The sequence below is a fragment of the Paraburkholderia sp. GAS334 genome, from assembly GCF_050436625.1.
GTDB lineage: Bacteria > Pseudomonadota > Gammaproteobacteria > Burkholderiales > Burkholderiaceae > Paraburkholderia.
The window spans coordinates 206,109-225,619 of the sequence record NZ_JBNDMO010000004.1 but is presented as its reverse complement, the minus strand read 5'-3'; the positions used below and the strand labels follow the sequence as shown (position 1 = coordinate 225,619).

Below are 19,511 nucleotides of genomic sequence, written 5' to 3'. Positions count from 1 at the left end.
CGCGGCTTGACCGCCGCCCGTCATTTTTTGCATTGCTGTCCGGCTGCGTTTGCAGCCATCGCACAGGAGATCCAGCATGAGCGCAATTTCTTCGACCATCGCCAGCAAACCGGCAAACGTGGCCACTGTCAAACTGCTGATCAACGGCGAATTCGTCGAATCGAAATCCAGCGAATGGCGCGACATCGTCAACCCGGCGACGCAGGACGTGCTCGCACGCGTGCCGTTTTCGACTGCCGACGAAGTCGACGCGGCGATCCGCGCAGCGCATGACGCGTTCAAGACGTGGAAGAACACGCCGATCGGCGCGCGCATGCGCATCATGTTGAAGTATCAGGCGCTGATTCGCGAGCATATGCCGCGCATCGCGAAGACGTTGAGCAGAGAGCAGGGCAAGACGATTCCGGATGCCGAAGGCGATATCTTCCGCGGCCTCGAAGTCGTCGAGCATGCATGTTCGATCGGCACCTTGCAGCAGGGCGAATTCGCGGAGAACGTCGCGGGCAGCGTCGATACGTACACGCTGCGTCAACCGGTCGGCGTCTGCGCGGGTATCACGCCATTCAACTTTCCGGCGATGATTCCGCTGTGGATGTTTCCGATGGCGATCGTCTGCGGCAATACGTTTGTGCTGAAGCCTTCCGAACAGGATCCGATGTCGACGATGGAACTCGTCGAACTCGCACTCGAAGCCGGTGTGCCGAAGGGCGTGCTGAACGTCGTGCATGGTGGCAAGGAAGTCGTCGATGCGCTGTGTACGCATGAACTGGTCAAGGCGATTTCGTTCGTCGGCTCGACAGCCGTCGGCACGCATGTGTATCGCCTCGGCAGCGAGCATGGCAAGCGCGTCCAGTCGATGATGGGCGCGAAGAATCACGCAGTTGTGTTGCCCGACGCGAACCGCGAGCAGACCCTCAACGCACTGGCTGGCGCAGGGTTTGGCGCGGCGGGGCAGCGTTGCATGGCGACGTCGGCTGTCGTGCTGGTGGGCGCGTCGCAGCAATGGTTGCCGGATCTCGTAGAAAAAGCGAAGACGCTGAAGGTCAACGCAGGCAGCGAAGCGAACACGGATATCGGTCCGGTCGTCTCGCGCGCAGCGAAGCAGCGCATTCTCGGGTTGATCGAAGCAGGTGTGAAGGAGGGCGCGACGCTGGCGCTCGACGGCCGCGGCATTGAGGTGCCCGGCTACGAGGACGGCAACTTTATCGGCCCGACGATCTTCACCGACGTCACAACCGACATGGAAATCTACCGCACCGAAATCTTTGGACCGGTACTGGTCGTCCTGAGTGTGGCGACGCTCGATGAAGCGATCGAACTCGTCAACCGCAATCCGTTTGGCAACGGCGTGGGTCTCTTCACGCAGAGCGGCGCGGCGGCGCGCAAGTTCCAGAGCGACATCGATATTGGCCAGGTCGGTATCAACATTCCGATTCCGGTGCCCGTGCCTTCGTTTAGCTTCACAGGTTCACGCGGCTCGAAGCTTGGCGATCTCGGCCCTTACGGCAAACAGGTGGTGCAGTTCTACACGCAGACGAAAACCGTTACCGCGCGCTGGTTCGATGACGCGACCGTGAACGATGGCGTCAACACGACGATCAGCCTGCGCTAAACCACGATCTTTCCGGAGACAGCACCATGAAAATCGGTTTTATCGGACTCGGCAATATGGGCGCGCCGATGGCGCTCAATCTGCTGAAGGCGGGGCATACGGTCAACGTATTCGACCTGAACGCGCAGGCCGTGCAGACGCTGGTCGACGCAGGCGCGAAGGCGGCCGGTTCGGCGAAAGCAGCCGTGACTGACGTCGAATGCGTGGTGACGATGCTGCCTGCCGCGGCCCATGTGCAGAGCGTACTCACCGCCGAAGACGGCGTGCTCGCCGGCATCACGAAAGGCGTGACGATCATCGATTCGAGCACGATCGATCCGGCGACCGTCAAGACGTGCGCTGAGCTTGCCGCGAAGCACGGCAACACGTTCGTCGATGCACCCGTGTCGGGCGGCACGGGCGGCGCGGCAGCGGGCACGCTGACGTTCATGGTCGGCGGCAGCGTCGCGGCGTATGAGCAGGTGAAACCGGTACTCCTGGCGATGGGGAAAAACATCGTCCATTGCGGCGATACGGGCACGGGGCAGGTCGCGAAGATCTGTAATAACCTCCTGCTCGGTATCACGATGGCTGGCGTGGCGGAAGCAATGTCGCTAGGCGTTGCGCTAGGCATCGATCCGAACGTGCTGGGCGGCATCATCAATACGTCGACGGGGCGCTGCTGGAGTTCAGACACATATAACCCGTTTCCTGGCGTGATCGAAACGGCGCCTTCATCGCGCGGCTATACGGGCGGCTTCGGCACGGACCTGATGCTGAAAGACCTGGGCCTTGCCACCGATGCCGCGAAGTTCGCGCGCCAGCCGGTCTATCTCGGCGCGCTCGCGCAACAGCTGTATCAGACGATGAGTACGAAAGGCGCGGGCCGGCTCGACTTCTCGGCGGTGATCAAGCTTTATCGTCAGGACAAGGACGCGTGACGAAGGGCGTCGGCTGGCACGTTGCAGCGGTGCATTGATGATGTCTGCAAGCGTCCCGCTGCGCCTGCGCGCTTTCTACCGGCTCGCTGGCACCTCCGCGCTGCCCGGATCCAGAGTCGAAGCCGGCTCGTCCGCGGCTTTCACACGGTTGATCCACACAAGCGCCACCAGCACGAGCGCGACCGCCCCCCAGCCGTTCATGCCGTAACCATCGATATGCCCCGCCGGCGTGACCGACAGCATCAATCCGCCAAGCCATGCACCGCAGCCCGTGCCGAGCGCCAGCACGGCGCTGTTGGCGCTGAGAAATGCGCCGCGATGCCCGGGCGCGGGAACGGTCGTCATCAGTGCCTGCATCGGTATCATGCGGCCCGATACCGCAACCATGAAGAACGGGAAGAAGAGCACAACTAGCAGGAATGGCATCGCTGGCAGATGCGTCACGAACAGCACGGGCAGCACAGAGAGCACGGCAAAAATTCGAAATACCCGGCGTCGGCCATAGCGGTCCGCGAAGCGGCCGATTGCCCGCGACGTGAAGAACGTCGCCGCGCCGCCCGCCATATAGATCCACGACAGCTGCTGCGGCTCGACGCCGTGGTTCGCGACCAGCATCGGCGAAATAAACGGGATCACGAGCATCTGCGAGACCATCATGACGAACGTCAGCGCGAAGGCGTTCAGGTGTCGCGGAAAAACGAGCAGCCGGCCGAGATCGGGCAGCACTTCTTTCAGCGGTGGCGCCTGACGCGCCAGATGTTCGGAGAGCGAAGGCACGATGCGCATGCACGCAAACCAGATCGCGAGCGACAGCGCGACCAGCAGCACAAACGGCGCGGCCCAGCTGAAGTGCGCACCGAGCATCACGCCTGCGGGTACGCCGGCGATCGCGGCCAGCGAGAACGCGGTCATGATCGTGCCGGTCGCAGCGCCGCGTCGCGCGGGCGGGATCACGTCGGTGACGATGGCCATGATCACGGAGCCCAGCACGCCGCCCGTCAGACCCGCAAAGGCACGCGCGACCAGCAGCAGCGAAAAGCTGCCGGCCAGTGCACACCCCAGATTCGACAGCGCGAACAGCGCATAGACAGCCAGCAACAGACGACGCCGGTCGAAGCGATCGATATACGTCGCGGCGAACAGGCCGGACAATCCCGAACACCACGAATACGCCGATACGGCAGTCGCGAATGCGGCTGGCGTGATGGTGAACGCATGCATGATCTGCGGGCCGAGTGGCATCATCACCATGAAGTCCATGATGACGGTGAACTGCGTCAACGCCAGAAGCCACAGCAGATTGCGTTCACGGGTCGGATTCAAGGCGTACATCGATGGCATCCTGGTTGTTCTTTTCGATAGCGACGGACGTCGCCATCGTTTCTTTCCTGAGAATGGCTGGACACATTAATCGTCGATCGATTCGTGCACGGCTGCCGCGCCGCGCTTCCAGTAACTGGCCGCACGGATACGCGATTTTTCGATGCCGCACTCAGCGGTGAGGTGCTGGCGCACCGCGCGAATCGTCGCGGATTCGCCGGCTGCCCAGACGTAACCTTCGCCTTCCGGCAGGAACGTTTCGCGCACGGCTTTCAACAGACCGCTTTCGTTCGCGCTGCTTTCGGCCTGCCCGGCCTGCTCGTTCTGATAACACCAGACCGCGTACAGATCGGCCTTTGTATCGAACTCGATGCGCGCCGACGGATCGCGCACTTCGAGCACGGCCGCGACGCGCGTGCCGGCCGGCAGTTCTTCCAGACGACGGCTGATGGCGGGCAACGCCGTTTCATCGCCGATCAGCAGATGCCAGTCGTACCCTTGCGGGATGACGAACGAACCGCGCGGGCCGCCGACCCCGAGATACTGCCCGACGCGTGCCTCTGCGGCCCACGTCGAAGCCGGCCCGACCGCGTGAATCACGAAATCGATGACGAGTTCGCCCGCTTCACGATCAAAGCGCCGCGGCGTGTAATCACGCGCGACCGGGCGCGGCTGGCCTTCGGCGAACACCGGGCCGTCCGGGCCCGCTACCGGCAGCACGGGTTTGTCTTCGCCGGGGGCGGGGAAAAACACCTTGATGTGATCGTCGAACGAGGTAGACGTGAAGTCGCGCAGGTCGTCGCCGGTCAGCGTAACGCGCACCAGATGCGGCGTCAGCGGTTCGACGCGCGACACCTGAAGCAGACGGAATTTCAGCGGATGGCGCACGCGCACCACCGCCAGATCAGAACGCGTATTCAGCATGCGGTGTTCTCCAGATAAACGAGGGGCTCAGGGCGCATCGCCGGTTTTGCCTTCGATCTCGGCCGTGGCGCGCGCGAGGATCGCGGCGATGCGACGCTGCTCGTCAGGCGATGCACTGGTGCGCAGAACCAGCGCGTTTTTCAGCGCGCGACGCGCTTCGATCAATTCAGGCACCCAGCCGCCTTCGCTCGGATCAGCCGGTTCTTCGCCGGCGAACGCGCGGCGCACCGAATCCATCTTGCGCCCGATATGGATGAGCTTCGCGAGCATCAGATCGACGCGCTCGCGATTGGCCGCGAGGTACTGCTGGCCGCTTTCCGAAAGCGCGTAACGCTTGCGGTTGCCTTCGACTTCGACCGTGACGTGCCCGACTTCTTCGAGATACGTCAGCGCCGGATACACCATGCCCGGGCTCGGCGAGTAGAAACCGTTCGAGCGCGCGTCGAGCGCGCGAATGAGTTCGTAGCCGTGGCTCGGCCGTTCGGCGAGCAGCGCGAGCAGAAGCAGCTGCAGGTCCTCGGACGTGAACCGGCGGCCGCGCGGAAACCCATCGCCTTCGCCGCTGAAGCCACCGGGGCCGCCGCCAAAGGGACCGCCACCGAACGGCCCGCCGCCGCGCCGGTGAGGGTGACGCCCGATCGCATGCCACAGCGAGTGAAGCGAAGACAGTGAAAAGCGCTCAGCGTAGGCCCAGCGGTCGTGCCAGGACGAATGATCGTGATGATGCGGGTGGTGATGACGCATGGTCGACACTCCGTTTGTCGTAAAACATATCTTAAGATATATATCGAAAGATAGAGTGTCAAGATCAAATTTGAGAAAGACGGCGTGGTGCCGCATCGCAAAACGCTTTGCGATGCCGTGGGCAAGGGAAGGGAAAAGCCGCCGCAGCCAGACCAGCCGCGGCGTCCGGTCAGAAGATCGACTGCTCGGTGTAAGTGGTGAGCCATTCCAGCGCGAGCGTGCCGGCGAGCGAATTTCCGTTCGCGTCAAGTCCCGGCGACCACACGCACACGGCCATCTCGCCGGGCAGCACCGCCACGATGCCGCCACCGACGCCGCTTTTCGCCGGCAAGCCGACGCGGTAGACGAAGTCGCCTGCGGCGTCGTAGGTGCCGCAGGTCAGCATCAACGCGGAAAGGCGTTTGGCGGAACTGGCGTCGACAACGTGTTCGCCGGTCGACGGCACCACGCCGCGGTTGCTCAAAAACAGCGCCGCGCGCGCGAGTTCGACGCAGCTCATCGAAATTGCGCACTGGCGGGTGTATGCATCGACCACCATGTCCGGCGGCATTTCCAGATTGCCGAAGCTCGCCATGAAGTGCGCCATCGCGCGATTGCGATGCGCGTGCTGCAACTCCGACTGTGCGACGGCCAGGTCGTAACCGATGCTGCGCTCGCCCGTCAGGCGCCGGATAAATTCGACCAGCGCCGTTTCTGCTTTCACAAACCGGCGGCACAGCACATCGGTAACGACCAGCGCACCGGCATTGATAAACGGATTGCGCGGCTTGCCCTGTTCGGCTTCGAGCTGCACGAGCGAGTTGAACGCGGTGCCCGACGGCTCGCGGCCGACGCGCTGCCAGAGCGCATCGCCGAGCAGCTGGAATGCCAGCGTGCAGGCAAACAGCTTCGAGATGCTCTGAATCGAAAAGCGCGTATCGGCTTCGCCGGTGCGAAAGACCTCGCCTGAGGTTCTGACGATCGCCATGCCGAAGCGGTCGGCGGAAACGCTCGCCAGTTCGGGGATGTAACTGGCAACGCGTCCCGTTCCCAGCCAGGGCTTGAGATCACGATGAATCTGGTCGAGGATGCCTGAATAGTTCATGGATGAGAGCGGTTGAATGTCGCGATTCTAGCGGCAATGCGCGGCCGGCGGCTCGCTGGCGGTCGCACTGCACGCGTTCGCTTTGCATGCTAGATTTGCTCCGTTTTAATGGGCAACAGGGCAAAACGGACAGTCATGAACGTGATCAATCCGGAACTGGCCGGCGGCGCCATCTTCGTGATGGCGGAGCGATGTCTGGCCGGCGAGGGCATATGGCACACGGATGCGCGTGCGCGGCTGGTCGGCGCGCGCGACCGCGTCCTGACCGTGCGCACGGAAGCCGGCATGTGGGTCGCGCCGCCGAAATGCGCGGTGTGGGTGCCGGCGGGCGTGTTGCATCGGGTGTCGTGCGCGATGGACGCCGCGCTGCGTACGTTATATGTCGACGGCGACGCGGCGCCGGTTCCGGCGCAATGCTGCGTGGTCGCGATCGATCCGCTGACCGACGCGTTACTGACGGCCGCGGCGGAATTCGGCGCCGACTATCCCGCGGAAGGTCCGCAGGCGCGCATTGTCAGCGTCATTCTGGACCGGCTGCCCGAACTGGCGCCCGTGCCGCTGGCGCTCAACTGGCCGAAGGATCTGCGCATCCAGCATATGGCCAACGCACTGCTGGCGAACCCGGCACGACCCGACGTGCTCGACGATCTCGCCGAGGATGCAAGCGTGACCGCGCGTACGGCGGCGCGTCTTTTCGTCAAGGAAACGGGTTTGACGTTCGGCCAGTGGCGGCAGCAGATGCGTCTCTTGTGCGCGCTCACCCGGCTGGGTCATGGCGCGAGTGTCACGCAGGTGGCGCTGGAAGTGGGTTACAACGACGTGTCGTCGTTTATCGCGGTGTTCCGGCAGGCGCTGGGCGAGACACCTGCACGGTATTTCCGCTAGCCCGCGACGCGGCTTATCCTGGCCACCCCAGGCCGCCTCAATGCGCCCCAGACGCGCCGCCACCGCCGCCACCTTTGGCCGGCCGCGTGATCCAGATCAGCGGAATGATCAGAATGAAAATAATCGCTGATACAAAGAAGATGTCGTTCAGCCCCATCATCGCGGCCTGCGTATTCAGCTGAAAATCGAACAGTGCGTGCGCCGACTGCGTATTCAGATGCAGTATCGATTGCGTCGAATCGATCTGCTGGCTGAAAAGCGGATTGTTGATGCTGGCGCGCTCGGTCAGTCGCTCGTGATGCAGCACCGTGCGGTTATTCCACGCGTTGCCGGCAATCGACGTCCCGACTGCGCCGCAAAATACCCGCGCGAAATTCGACAACCCCGCTGCAGCCGGTATCTTCTGCGGCGGCTGGCCGGACAGGATGATCGCCGTCAGCGGCACGAAGAACATCGCCATCGGAATGCCCTGCAACAGCGTCGGCATCACCAGATGCCAGGTGTCGATTTCGATCACATATTTCGAGCGCATATAGAAGACGATGGCAAAGCCGACAAACGCGAGCGTCGCGATGATGCGCGCATCGGAGCGCGGCAGCACGCGCCCCATGACGGGCGCGAGAATCACCGCGAAGATGCCGAGCGGCGCGGTGACAAGGCCGGCATCGACCGAACGGTAATTCAGGTACACCTGCATCCATTGCGGCAGCAGCACGAGATTGCCGAAGAACACACCGTACGCAACCGAAATTGCGATCGTCCCGCCAAGAAAATTGCGCTGCGTGAAGAGCCGTAGATCGACGATCGGATTCTCTTCGGTCAGCTCCCAGACGAGAAAAAACGCGAAAGTGATCAGCGCCGTGACCGCGAGCACGACGATCACCGGCGACGAGAACCAGTCGAGGTCCTTGCCCTTGTCGAGCATGATCTGCAGCGAGGCGACCCACGCGACCAGCAGGCCGAGGCCGACCACATCGATGGGTAGCTTGCGGGTAGCGCTTTCTCGATTGCGGTAGATCATCCACGTGACGCCCGCCGCGAAAATGCCGACCGGGATATTGATGTAGAAGATCCACGCCCACGAATAGCTGTCGGTGATCCAGCCACCGAGCGCAGGGCCGGCAATCGGACCGACCGTCGCGGTCATCGCCCAGAGCGCCAGCGCCGTCGACGATTTTTCCTTCGGCCACGAACTGAGCAGGATCGCCTGCGAGAGCGGAATCAGTGGCCCGGCCACTGCGCCCTGCAACACGCGGGCGCAGAGCAGCACCGGGAGCGTCGGCGCAATCCCGCACAGCCAGGACGCGAGTACGAACATCAGGATCGCGCCCACGAACAGCCTGATCTGCCCGAGCCGCTGCGTGAGCCAGCCGGTCAGCGGAATCGACACGGCGTTGGCGGCGGCGAACACAGTGATGACCCACGTGCCTTCGTCGACCGAGACGCCGAGGTTGCCCGAGATCGTCGGTATCGCGACGTTCGCAATCGACGAATCGAGCACGTTCATGAACGTCGCCAGCGCGACGGCGAGCGTTGCGAGCGCCAGCTGGCCGCCCTGTAGCGGCGCGGGCGCGGTCGCAGCCGGTCTGGCTGGTCCGGCGGGCGCGCCCGGCGAACCCGGTGCGGCGGGTGGCTGGCTCAAGCGATTCTCCAGTGAAGGCTTCCATGTCGCGCATGGAGCAGCAGTAGAAAAGGGCCTGAAAAGGATACCTGCAATCGTGCGCTGATGTGGTCCAGTCCGACAGTTGCCCCGCATGCTGCGCCGCTGGCAGCGTGGCCCGCGTTACAGCGGATGTTCACCGCCGAACTAAAAAAAGCATTCGCGAAACGCCCATGTAGAGCATTTAGCCAACCGGTAATAATTTAATTCGAAGTGTAATTTTGTGTAAAATCGCGCGCCCCCTAAAGTTTTTTGAGCGGGGTGCCGTTAATGGGTTAATAGCCCGAAAAAGCACCCGACGCGCGATCGCGGTTTCGCCTGCCAAGGCTCACTGCATTGCCGACGGACATCTGGCCGCTCCGGCAGCGGACGGCCGCCTACACCAGTAGAGCCTGCCCATGGCCAGAGCGATGCCGCAACAATCCTTCTTCAAACGGTTCTTCAGCCCCGACGTGGCGGTGGACCTCGGCACGGCCAACACGCTGATCTACACGCAGGACAATGGCGTGGTGCTCAATCAGCCTTCCGTGGTGTGCTTTCAGAAGCATGCAGCGGCCGGTCAGGAGCGCGTGGCGGCGGTGGGCAAGGAAGCGAAACAGCTGCTCGGGCGCGTACCCGGCAATCTCGAAGCGGTGCGACCGATGCGCCACGGTGTGATCGCCAATTTCGCCGCGGCTGAACACATGATTCGCCAGTTCGTCGACATGTCGAGCACGATGCCGCGTTTCGGGCGACGTGCATCGTTCACGATCTGCGTGCCGGCGGGCGCGACCCAGGTCGAACGTCGCGCGATCCGCGAAGCTGCCACGGCGGCCGGCGCATGGAAAGTGAACCTGATCGGCGAATCGCTGGCTTCGGCGGTGGGCGCGGGGTTGCCGGTGTCGGAAGCGACGGGTTCGATGGTCGTCGATATCGGCGGCGGCACGACCGAAGTCGGCGTGATCGCGCTGGGCGGCATGGCGTATAGCGGCTCGATCCGCGTCGGCGGCGACCAGTTCGACCTGGCGATCGTCAACTACGTGCGCAGCGTCTACGGCGTGGTGCTCGGCGACCAGACCGCCGAGCACGTGAAAAAGACCATCGGCACTGCGATGCGCGACGTGCCGACCGAACGCATGAACGCGACCGGCCGCAGCCTCGACGACGGCCTGCCGCGCACGGTCCAGCTGACCAGCCAGGATATCGCCGATGCGATCGTCTCGCCGCTCGGGCATGTGATCGGCGCGGTGAAGACGGCGCTCGAATGCGCGCCGCCGGAGCTTGTCACGGATATCGCCAACAGCGGCATCGTGCTGACGGGCGGCGGTTCGCTGCTCGCCAATCTCGACCGTTGGCTCGCGAACCAGCTTGGCCTCGATGTGCGGGTCGCCGACGAACCGCTGACGTGTGCCGTGCGCGGCGCGGGCGCGGCGTCTACACTGCTCCATTCGCACGCTTTCGACTGAGCGCCTGCTGCAGGCGGCGCGCTTTTCAAAAGCGCGCCGCTTTCATTTCCCTTCCGTGAATTCTCCTGATCCCACTTTGTCGCCGTCGTTCATCGAATTGAAGAACGGCTTGCGTATGCCTTACGTCGCGCGCGGCGAGGGCGAACTGGTGCTGTTCGTGCATGGCTCGCTGTGTGATTACCGGTACTGGCAGCCGCAGCTCGGCGGCCTGTCGGCACGCTATCGATGCGTCGCGGTCAGCCTCACGCACTACTGGCCGGCCACCGGGACACCCGCCGGCATACCGTTCAGCTGGAGCCAGCACGCCGACGAAGTCGCGGAATTCATCGATCGCTTCGGCGCGGGTCCGGCACACGTCGTGGGACATTCGCGCGGCGGCTGCGTGACGTTTCATTGCGCGCGACGCCATCCGCAGCAGGTCCGCACAGTGACACTCGCCGATCCGGGCGGGCCGTTGCAGATCGCCGGCCGTCCCCCTGCCAGCCTGCCGGAGCCGGTCAACGCCTTGCGCGCCCGTGCGGCACACCTGATCGAAGCAGGCGAAGTGGAAGCGGGGCTGCAACTCTTCGTCGATTCGGTGAGCCGTCCTGGCTTCTGGGCAAAGAGCACGGCGGGTTTTCGCCGGATGGCGACCGATAACGCGCACACGCTTGCGCCGCAGTTCCGCGATCCGTTGCCGCCCTACACACCCGAAGACGCCGCCGAAGTCCGCTGCCCGGTGCTGCTGATCGACGGCGAGAAAAGCCCCGGCATGTTCCATCGCACGGTCGACGCGCTCGCCGCGTGGCTGCCCGACGCGCGACGCGAAACGGTGATGGGCGCATCGCACGGCATGAATCTCGCGCACCCGGCGGCGTTCAATCGCTACGTCGATGCATTCATCGGCGACGTGAGCGAAGCGCGCTAAAGCCGCCGCGTTTCCAGCGAATCGCAGATTCCCTGCGCAAATAGCGATGATTTATCGCTATCGTCATGGCGAGCCGTTCACCTGGCTAAAACACGCGGGCCTGAAAATGTACGCTTCGCGCGCCGCTTTCGCCGACGCCTGTTGACTCACGCGCGATCCGCCTCGCGCGTCGAAACGTCCTTCCCGCCGTTCAATCCTGACGCAACGCAGGTGTCGTCTATTCGTGTGATTCTCGAAGACCTTCTACAATCGGTACGACGCTAACCGGAAGGAGAGAAGCTGATGCAGGATCCAGAAGCACTCGGTGGACTGTCGCATGCGGGCAAGCCGGACATTTACGCGCCCGAAGCGGATGCCGTTTTCATTCCGCCGGAGAACCTGACCGTCGCGACCGCGAATCAGTACGTGCTGAAATCGGGTGACACGTTTATCGTCAACGACCCGCTCGGCGACATCACGGGCCGCGACGACGGCCTGTTCGTCAACGATATGCGCGTACTGTCCGGCCTGCGGCTCACGTTTGGCGGACGCGCGCCTTCACTGCTGTCGGGCAGCGTCAGCAGCGACAACACTGCGTTCACCGCCCATCTGACGAACCGTCCGCTGCCGCCGCTCGGCGGCACGAGCACGCCCGAAGGCGTGATTCACGTGCAGCGCGTGCGCGTGCTGTCGGGCACCGTGCTGAACGAAGCCATCGAATTGACCAACTACGGCACGAGCGATGCAGTCGTGCCGCTGTCCGTCTCCTTCGCGAGCGATTTCCGCGACATGTTCGAAGTGCGCGGTCTCAAGCGGCCGAAGCAGGGCACGATCGAAGCGCCACGTGTCGAAAATGGCGATGTGCTGCTCGGTTATGTCGGACTCGACGACGTCGCGCGCCGCGTGCGCATCGCGTTTTCTCCGGCACCGACCAAACTGTTCGCCGACCGCGCTGACTTTTCGGTGCAGTTGCCGGCCCAGGCGTGCGTGTCGATTTATCTGTCGGTGGCGGTGAAGGTCGAAGCGCAAGGAGCGGCCGCGCCCGGCGCCCAGATATCGGCGCCGACACACGGCGTGAGCGACGCGCATCTGTCCCAGATCGACGCCGCACGTCCGCGCGTAGGGCGCGCTGCGGTACGCGCCGCGCTCGTCGACGCTCACCTGGTGATGCGTGAGCGACGCCGTGTCACCGCGCGCGTGCGTTCCAGCAACCCGCTTTTCAACGCATGGATCGATCGCTCGCTCGCCGACCTCGGTCTGCTCACCACCGATCTCGCGACGGGGCCGTATCCGTATGCAGGCATTCCGTGGTTCTCGACGCCATTTGGTCGCGATGCAGTCATCACGTCGCTGCAAGCGCTGTGGCTGCAACCAGGCCTCGCGCGCGGCGTGCTGCGTTTTCTCGCCGAACATCAGGCGCGCGAAGATTCCGCGTTCCGCGATGCCGCGGTCGGCAAGATCATGCATGAGATGCGCAAGGGCGAGATGGCCGCGACCGGCGAAGTGCCGTTCGCGCTGTACTACGGCGGCGTCGACACCACGCCGCTCTTTATCGTGCTGGCCGGCGCTTACGTGGCGCGCACTGGCGATCACGGTCTGATCGACGAACTGTGGCCCGCGCTGGTGCGGGCCGCGGCGTGGGTCTCCGGCGTCTGTGACAAGAACCGCTACGGTCTGCTCGACTATCAGCGCGCATCCGATGGCGGCCTCGCCAACCAGGGCTGGAAAGACAGCCACGACTCCGTCTTTCACGCGGATGGCCGCTTCCCCGATGGCCCGATCGCGCTCGTCGAAGTGCAGGCGTATGCGAGCGCCGCGTTCGACACGATGGCGCATTTCGCCACGCTGCGCGGTCAGACCGACGATGCCGCGGGCTACGCGAAACGCGCGGCGTCGATTCGCGCGTGCGTTGAAGAGAAGTACTGGATGGAAGACATGGGCTTCTACGGTATTGCGCTCGACGGTCAGGGCGACCTGTGCCGCGTGATGGCATCGAATGCCGGGCATCTGCTCGCGTTCGGGCTGGCTGCAAAGGAGCGCGGCGAAGCGGTCGCGCGTGGACTCGAATCGGCGCTGTTTCACACCGGCTGGGGCGTGCGCACGCTTGCCGCCGACCAGGCCCGTTTCAATCCGATGGCGTATCACAACGGCTCCGTCTGGCCGCACGACAACGCCTTGTGCGCGCGCGGCCTCGCGCGCTATGGCGCGAAGGGCGCGGCGGTGCGATTGCTGCAGGCGCTGTTCCAGGCGGCGGTCAACTTTGATATGCGCCTGCCGGAGCTCTTCTGCGGGTTCCCGCGCCGTCGCGGCGAGCCGCCGACCGCATATCCGGTCGCGTGTCTGCCGCAGGCGTGGGCTGCCGGCTCGCCGTTCATGATGCTCGAAGCGTGTCTCGGCATCACAATTGACGCGGAAAAGCGCGAGGTGCTGATCGAGCAACCGATGCTGCCGGAAGGTATCGACTGGCTCGAAGTCAGCGATCTGAAGGTGGGCGACTCGTCGGTGTCGATCACGTTCCGGCGCGTGGCCGGCAAGGTGGTGGCGTCGGCGGAGCAGGGCGACGTGCGGGTGGTCGCGTTGCTGTAGAAAGTGGCGTCGCGTGCGATGCACCGGGTGGTAACATTTGTTGTCAACCCCTTCCCCGGTACATCGCATGCCCGACAGTTTCGACCAGCTCGCCGCCCTGATCCGGGCGCGCTTCTCCGAACTGAGCCCGCAATTCCAGATGGGCGCGGCATTTCTGCTCGATCATCCTGACGAAGTCGCGGTTTCGTCGATGCGCAAGGTGGCCGAGCGCGCGCAGGTGCAACCGGCGTCGCTCGTGCGGCTCTCACAGCAGCTGGGTTTTCCTGGCTGGAACGAACTGCGCGATCTGTTCGTGGCGCGTGTACGCACGCGGCCGGAGCCGCTCACGAGCCGCGCACGATCGCTCGTCAAGGGGAATGCCAAAGACGCGCTCGCGCACGATCTGCTCGTCGCGCAGCAGCACAATCTCGAACTGACCGCCGCGCACAACGCGCGCATCACCGTGGAGGCCGCGCGCGTGCTGCGTCGCGCACCGCACGTCCATGTCGCGGGTTTTCGCTCCTGTTATGCCGTGGCGTTCGGGCTTGTGTATGGCTACAGGCTGTTCCGTTCATCCGTGTCTTTGCTGACCGGCGAAGCGGGCACGCTGGAAATGCAGTTGCGCGGCATCGATCGCGATAGCGCGACCATCGTTGTCAGCTTCGCGCCGTATTCGGTCGAAGCGGTGCGCGTCGCGGAAGCCGCGCTCGAAAAAGGCAGCAAGCTGATCGCGATTACCGACAGCGCCGTCTCCCCAATCGCGCTGAACGCCGACAAGGTGCTGATCTTTTCACACGAAAGCCCGTCGTTTTTTCCGTCGCTCGTCGCGGCGACGGCGATCGCCGAATCGCTGGTCGCGCATCTGCTCGCGCTCGAAGGCGCGGGCGCCGTCGAGCAGCTCGAGCAGGCCGAACGCTCGCTGCACGCGAAGGGCGCTTACGTGGTGTGATGTGCTTTCTTTCTGAGTCGCCCGTCAGGCGGCTCGCGCTTGTGCGGTCGCATCCGTTTTGACAACATATGTTGCGTTGATGTATAAATGCACATCGCATGTTGAATCGCATCGATCGTCAAAAGGAATCGCATGTCCACCGTATTTCACCGGATGCCGAAGAAGGCGTTGCCCGTGGCCGTCGCCGGCGACGGCATCGAAATCATCGATTCGACCGGCAAGCGTTATATCGATGCGTCCGGCGGCGCAGCCGTCTCGTGTCTTGGTCACAGCAACCAGCGGGTAATCGATGCAATGAAGCGGCAGGCGCAACAACTGCCTTACGCGCATACGTCGTTCTTCACGACTGAGGTGGCCGAAGAACTCGCCGACCGTCTGGTTGCCGATGCACCTGAAGGCCTCGAACATGTGTATTTCGTGTCGGGTGGATCGGAGGCAATCGAAGCGGCGCTCAAGCTCGCGCGGCAATATTTCGTCGAGAAGGGCGAGTTGCAGCGTCGACATTTCATTGCGCGTCGGCAGAGCTATCACGGCAATACACTCGGCGCGCTGGCGATCGGCGGTAATGCATGGCGTCGCGAGCCGTTTTTGCCGCTGCTGATCGAGGCGCATCACGTGAGCCCGTGCTACGCCTATCGTGAGCAGCGTGCCGACGAAAGCGAAGAAGCGTTCGCGCAGCGTCTCGCGGACGAACTCGAGCAGAAGATCCTCGAACTGGGCCCGGAGACGGTTGCCGCTTTCGTCGCCGAAACGGTGGTGGGTGCGACCGCGGGCGCTGTGCCGCCGGTGCGCGAATATTTCCGCAAGATCCGCGCGGTGTGCGACCGGTACGGCGTGCTGCTGATCCTCGACGAGATCATGTCGGGCATGGGCCGCACCGGCCATCTGTACGCATGCGAGGAAGACGGCGTCGCGCCCGATCTGCTGACAATCGCAAAGGGCCTCGGCGCCGGCTATCAACCGATCGGCGCGACGCTTGTGAGCGACAGGATTTACCAGACCATCACTGGCGGCTCGGGATTCTTTCAGCACGGCCACACCTATATCGGCCACGCGGTGGCTTGCGCAGCCGCGCTGGAAGTCCAGCGCGTGATCGCCGACGACAACCTGCTCGTCAACGTGCTGGCGCGCGGCGAACAGCTGCGTGCGCTGCTGCGCGAACGCTACGCCGGACATCCGCATATCGGCGACGTGCGCGGGCGCGGGCTCTTTGTCGGCGTCGAACTGGTGCGCGACCGCGAGACGAAAACGCCTTTCGATGCGACACTCAAGCTTCACGCAAAGATCAAGGCGGAAGCGTTTGAGCGCGGCCTGATGGTGTATCCGATGGGCGGCACGGTCGATGGAAGGAACGGCGACCATGTGCTGCTCGCGCCGCCGTTCATCTGCACGGCGCGCGACATCGGCAATATCGTCAGCCGGCTGGCCGATGCGATCGATGCCGCGTTGCCCGCGCAGTGACCTGGCGCACCGGACGGCGGTCCCCGACCGCACGCTGGACCGACGCACTCCCGACACCCGTTAATTCGCACTGACCGATGACCAACCGTCTACCCGACTTCGACCCATCGCGCGCGACGCCCGAACAGAAAGCCGTTCTCGACGAAATCCTGTCGGGCCCACGTGGCAATCTGAATGGACCGTTTCTCGGCTGGATTCACAGCCCGGAGCTCGCGCAGCACGCGCAACGTCTCGGTGCATTCTGCCGCTATCAGACCGGGTTGTCGTTGCGTCTTTCCGAGCTCGCGATTCTGGTAACGGCCCAGCGCTGGCAGGCGCAGGCCGAGTGGTACATTCACTATCCGATCGCGCTGAAAGCGGGCTTGCCGGAACCGGTCGCCGAGATGATCCGTCAGGGGCAACGTCCTGCGTTCGACGATCCCGACGACGCGCTCATCTTCGATTTTGCCAACGAACTGTACGACGCGAAGCGCGTATCCGATGCGACGTATGCGAAGGCCGTCGAGCGTTTCGGTCACGAGGTGACGATCAACCTCGTGGGTCTGCTCGGCTATTACGCGCTTGTGGCAATGACGCTGAACGTATTTGGCATGCGCGCGCAAGGGCAGGACAGTCTGCCGTTCGCGGAGTAAACCGACCGCGCCGCACGCGCTTCCTGCAAGACACAACGCCCCGACTGGCATTTGCCAGTCGGGGCGTTTCTGTTCCTGCTACTGCTGCAACCAGAAGCTTGAGGCTTAATTCCCGCGATAAGTCGCGAAGATGCCGCTTTCAGGCGCCGGACGGTCGCCCGATTGCGATGCCGACGTCTTCACGCCACCCACGGCCTCATTCTGCTGCGGCGTCACCGAAGCGGGCGTCGCCGTTTGTGCCGAATACAGCTTCGGATAAGTCGTGTCGTTCTGGTTCAGCAGACCGGCCCTCTGTGCGGCGACCACTTCGGCGCGAACCTGCGCGCGGGTCAGCGGCGCATTGGCCTGCTGTGCGAACGAGACAGCCGGAATAGCGAGAACCGATGCCACGAGTACTGCGGAAAGAAGGGATTTCATGACAACCTCCAGAGTTTGATTATGGGTTCTTTGTGGCTTAATCGCCCTGCCTGAACCGTTGAATCAAGTCTATTCCCCGACGTCTGCGTGAAAAAGCGCGAATCCGGATAATAATTGTTACGGATTTTGATAAAATAAAGGGGCGTCGAAAAACGCCTGGCCGCGTCACGGCGCTTACATCGGGAAGCGCCTATGATGAAAGTCGGTTTACGCCCGCGCCTGTCTGACGCATGGCGCACGTGACATCTGCCGATCCGCAAAACCCGTGGGCGAAGCCGTTGCGGAACGCAGGAAAGCGACGTCACGGCCGTGCAGGCAGCGCACTACAGGAGAGAAGCGATGAAGCGCAAGGCATCAGCAGTCTGGCAAGGCGGCCTGCAGGACGGCAAGGGCTCAATCTCTACTGAAAGTACGGTTCTCAAAGAAACGCAATATTCCTTCGCAACGCGCTTCGAAAGTGGCGTGGGCACCAATCCTGAAGAGCTGATTGCGGCCGCGCATGCGGGCTGCTTTTCGATGGCACTCTCGGCGGAACTCGGCAAGGCGAACCTCAAGGCCGAGCGCATCGACACCACGGCGACCGTCACGCTCGACAAGGTCGACGGCGGTTTTGCGATTACGGCGTCCCATCTCGACGTCAAGGTAAAGATTCCAGGTGCCGACAAGGCGGCCTTCGAAAAAGCTGCCGCGGATGCCGAGAAGGGCTGCCCTGTATCGAAGGTGTTGAACGCGAAGGTCTCGATGAGCGCGACGCTCGAAAGCTGAGCGCTGGCCTTCGTTCGCTATTGACGCCAAACTGCGCGGATGTCCGGATCGCTTCCAGTTCGTCCGCGCCCACTGGCGGTATTCACGAATCTTTCCCGGTTTTCCTGAGTCTTCCCGATTTTCCCGAATTCGTGCGGGCCCGGATCGCGTGCATTATCTGCATGGACCTGGCCACCGACCTTCAACGGAATCCGCGATGAAATCCCAGACAGAAAAAGCACAGCTTCTCAAGACGTATCACGAGAACAAGGAGACGTTTGTCATTCCCAACCCGTGGGACATCGGCAGCGCACGGCTGCTGGCGCTCGCGGGCTTCAAGGCGCTCGCGACGAGCAGCGCCGGCTACGCGTTCACGCGCGGCCTGCCGGACAACTCGATCGGTCGCGAACAGATGATGGTGCATCTGGCGGAGATCGCCTCGGCGACCGATCTGCCGGTGAGTGCCGACCTCGAAAACGGCTTTGGCGATGCGCCGGAAGAGGCCGCCGAAACGATCCGCCAGGCTGCGGCAACCGGGGTGGTGGGCGGCTCGATCGAAGACGCAACGGGTCGTGCAGATGATCCGCTGTACGCGATCGATTTCGCTGCTGAACGTGTACGGGCTGCAGTCGAAGCAGCAAAAGCGCTGCCGTTTCCCTTCACGCTGACCGCGCGCGCGGAGAACTACCTGGTTGGCCGCGCCGATCTGGCAGACACGATCCGGCGGCTCCAGGCGTATCAGGAAGCCGGCGCCGACGTGCTCTACGCACCGGGTCTGAAAACGCGGGACGAAATCGCGGAAGTGGTGCGTTCCGTCGATCGTCCGGTCAACGTGCTGATGGGGTTGCAGGGCGCGCTGCTCAGCGTGGATGATCTTGCTGCGTTAGGTGTGCGGCGCATCAGCGTCGGTGGATCGCTGGCGCGCGCCGCGCTAGGCGCACTGCTGCGCGCGGCCGGCGAGATCCAGGAGCACGGCACGTTCACCTATTCCAGCGACGCAGCCAACAACAAGGACATCAACGCGCTCTTCGCCGCGGCGTCTAGAACGTGGGGTGGGCAGTAGCACGGTGACGGACAGCAGCGGCCGCTGCGCGGGATCTCGCGGCGGGCCACCGTCAGCAGAACTTTTCCGCCCTTCTCGGCATGGACGATCGCAGCACCGATTTCCTCGAGTCCGTATTCCGTCGCGATGGGAACTGACATCTCGCCCGATCCCACCATCTCCGCGGCCGACACAATGGCATTGGTGATTTGGTAGTACGC

17 protein-coding genes are annotated in these 19,511 nt (G+C 63.5%); 11 read left to right on the top strand and 6 right to left on the bottom strand.

Annotated features, from left to right (window positions below; all coding sequences use genetic code 11):
* Positions 1 to 76: 76 nt before the first annotated feature.
* Together P3T21_RS09965 and mmsB are read left to right on the top strand one after the other, a co-directional pair.
* Entirely contained in the window at positions 77 to 1,612 is a 1,536-nt protein-coding gene (locus P3T21_RS09965) for a CoA-acylating methylmalonate-semialdehyde dehydrogenase (RefSeq protein ID WP_429255764.1), read from the top strand.
* A gap of 26 nt (positions 1,613 to 1,638) precedes the next feature.
* Positions 1,639 to 2,532 (top strand): 3-hydroxyisobutyrate dehydrogenase, encoded by an 894-nt coding sequence (mmsB, locus tag P3T21_RS09960; RefSeq protein WP_429255763.1) that lies wholly within the window; start codon positions 1,639 to 1,641, stop codon positions 2,530 to 2,532.
* 75 nt (positions 2,533 to 2,607) lie between these two features.
* Here mmsB and P3T21_RS09955 read toward each other — a convergent pair whose 3' ends face one another.
* The 4 genes from P3T21_RS09955 to P3T21_RS09940 all read right to left on the bottom strand — a co-directional run bounded on the left by P3T21_RS09955 (position 2,608) and on the right by P3T21_RS09940 (position 6,604).
* A complete protein-coding gene (locus tag P3T21_RS09955; RefSeq protein WP_429255762.1) occupies positions 2,608 to 3,864 on the bottom strand; it encodes an MFS transporter in 1,257 nt (418 codons plus the stop codon).
* Positions 3,865 to 3,939: 75 nt separating this feature from the next.
* Complete coding sequence (locus P3T21_RS09950; protein ID WP_429255761.1) at positions 3,940 to 4,776, bottom strand: siderophore-interacting protein; 837 nt, start codon at positions 4,774 to 4,776, stop codon at positions 3,940 to 3,942.
* Between the two features lie 27 nt (positions 4,777 to 4,803).
* Positions 4,804 to 5,520, bottom strand: a complete 717-nt coding sequence (locus P3T21_RS09945) for a PadR family transcriptional regulator (protein ID WP_429255760.1) — start codon at positions 5,518 to 5,520, stop codon at positions 4,804 to 4,806.
* Between the two features lie 169 nt (positions 5,521 to 5,689).
* Positions 5,690 to 6,604 (bottom strand): glutaminase, encoded by a 915-nt coding sequence (locus P3T21_RS09940; protein ID WP_429255759.1) that lies wholly within the window; start codon positions 6,602 to 6,604, stop codon positions 5,690 to 5,692.
* Positions 6,605 to 6,739: 135 nt separating this feature from the next.
* Here P3T21_RS09940 and P3T21_RS09935 point away from each other — a divergent pair, with 135 nt between their 5' ends.
* The gene (locus P3T21_RS09935; protein WP_429255758.1) at positions 6,740 to 7,489 is read left to right on the top strand and encodes an AraC family transcriptional regulator; all 750 of its coding nucleotides are present in this window, start codon (positions 6,740 to 6,742) and stop codon (positions 7,487 to 7,489) included.
* A 37-nt stretch (positions 7,490 to 7,526) separates the two neighbouring features.
* Here P3T21_RS09935 and P3T21_RS09930 read toward each other — a convergent pair whose 3' ends face one another.
* On the bottom strand, positions 7,527 to 9,131 hold the full coding sequence (locus tag P3T21_RS09930) for a DHA2 family efflux MFS transporter permease subunit (RefSeq protein ID WP_429255757.1): 1,605 nt from the start codon (positions 9,129 to 9,131) through the stop codon (positions 7,527 to 7,529).
* A gap of 416 nt (positions 9,132 to 9,547) precedes the next feature.
* Here P3T21_RS09930 and P3T21_RS09925 point away from each other — a divergent pair, with 416 nt between their 5' ends.
* The 6 genes from P3T21_RS09925 to P3T21_RS09900 all read left to right on the top strand — a co-directional run bounded on the left by P3T21_RS09925 (position 9,548) and on the right by P3T21_RS09900 (position 17,087).
* Entirely contained in the window at positions 9,548 to 10,594 is a 1,047-nt protein-coding gene (locus P3T21_RS09925; protein ID WP_429255756.1) for a rod shape-determining protein, read from the top strand.
* A 115-nt stretch (positions 10,595 to 10,709) separates the two neighbouring features.
* Positions 10,710 to 11,501: an alpha/beta fold hydrolase gene (locus tag P3T21_RS09920; protein WP_429255931.1), complete on the top strand. Its 792-nt coding sequence runs from the start codon at positions 10,710 to 10,712 to the stop codon at positions 11,499 to 11,501.
* A gap of 282 nt (positions 11,502 to 11,783) precedes the next feature.
* The gene (locus tag P3T21_RS09915) at positions 11,784 to 14,066 is read left to right on the top strand and encodes an amylo-alpha-1,6-glucosidase (RefSeq protein ID WP_429255755.1); all 2,283 of its coding nucleotides are present in this window, start codon (positions 11,784 to 11,786) and stop codon (positions 14,064 to 14,066) included.
* Between the two features lie 67 nt (positions 14,067 to 14,133).
* On the top strand, positions 14,134 to 14,994 hold the full coding sequence (locus P3T21_RS09910; RefSeq protein ID WP_429255754.1) for a MurR/RpiR family transcriptional regulator: 861 nt from the start codon (positions 14,134 to 14,136) through the stop codon (positions 14,992 to 14,994).
* 132 nt (positions 14,995 to 15,126) lie between these two features.
* A complete protein-coding gene (locus P3T21_RS09905; protein WP_429255753.1) occupies positions 15,127 to 16,455 on the top strand; it encodes an aspartate aminotransferase family protein in 1,329 nt (442 codons plus the stop codon).
* 77 nt (positions 16,456 to 16,532) lie between these two features.
* Positions 16,533 to 17,087, top strand: a complete 555-nt coding sequence (locus tag P3T21_RS09900; protein WP_429255752.1) for a carboxymuconolactone decarboxylase family protein — start codon at positions 16,533 to 16,535, stop codon at positions 17,085 to 17,087.
* 105 nt (positions 17,088 to 17,192) lie between these two features.
* Here P3T21_RS09900 and P3T21_RS09895 read toward each other — a convergent pair whose 3' ends face one another.
* Positions 17,193 to 17,504 (bottom strand): DUF4148 domain-containing protein, encoded by a 312-nt coding sequence (locus P3T21_RS09895; protein ID WP_429255751.1) that lies wholly within the window; start codon positions 17,502 to 17,504, stop codon positions 17,193 to 17,195.
* A 339-nt stretch (positions 17,505 to 17,843) separates the two neighbouring features.
* Here P3T21_RS09895 and P3T21_RS09890 point away from each other — a divergent pair, with 339 nt between their 5' ends.
* A complete protein-coding gene (locus P3T21_RS09890) occupies positions 17,844 to 18,269 on the top strand; it encodes an OsmC family protein (protein WP_429255750.1) in 426 nt (141 codons plus the stop codon).
* Positions 18,270 to 18,465: 196 nt separating this feature from the next.
* Entirely contained in the window at positions 18,466 to 19,311 is an 846-nt protein-coding gene (locus P3T21_RS09885) for an isocitrate lyase/PEP mutase family protein (RefSeq protein ID WP_429255749.1), read from the top strand.
* Positions 19,312 to 19,511: the final 200 nt, after the last annotated feature.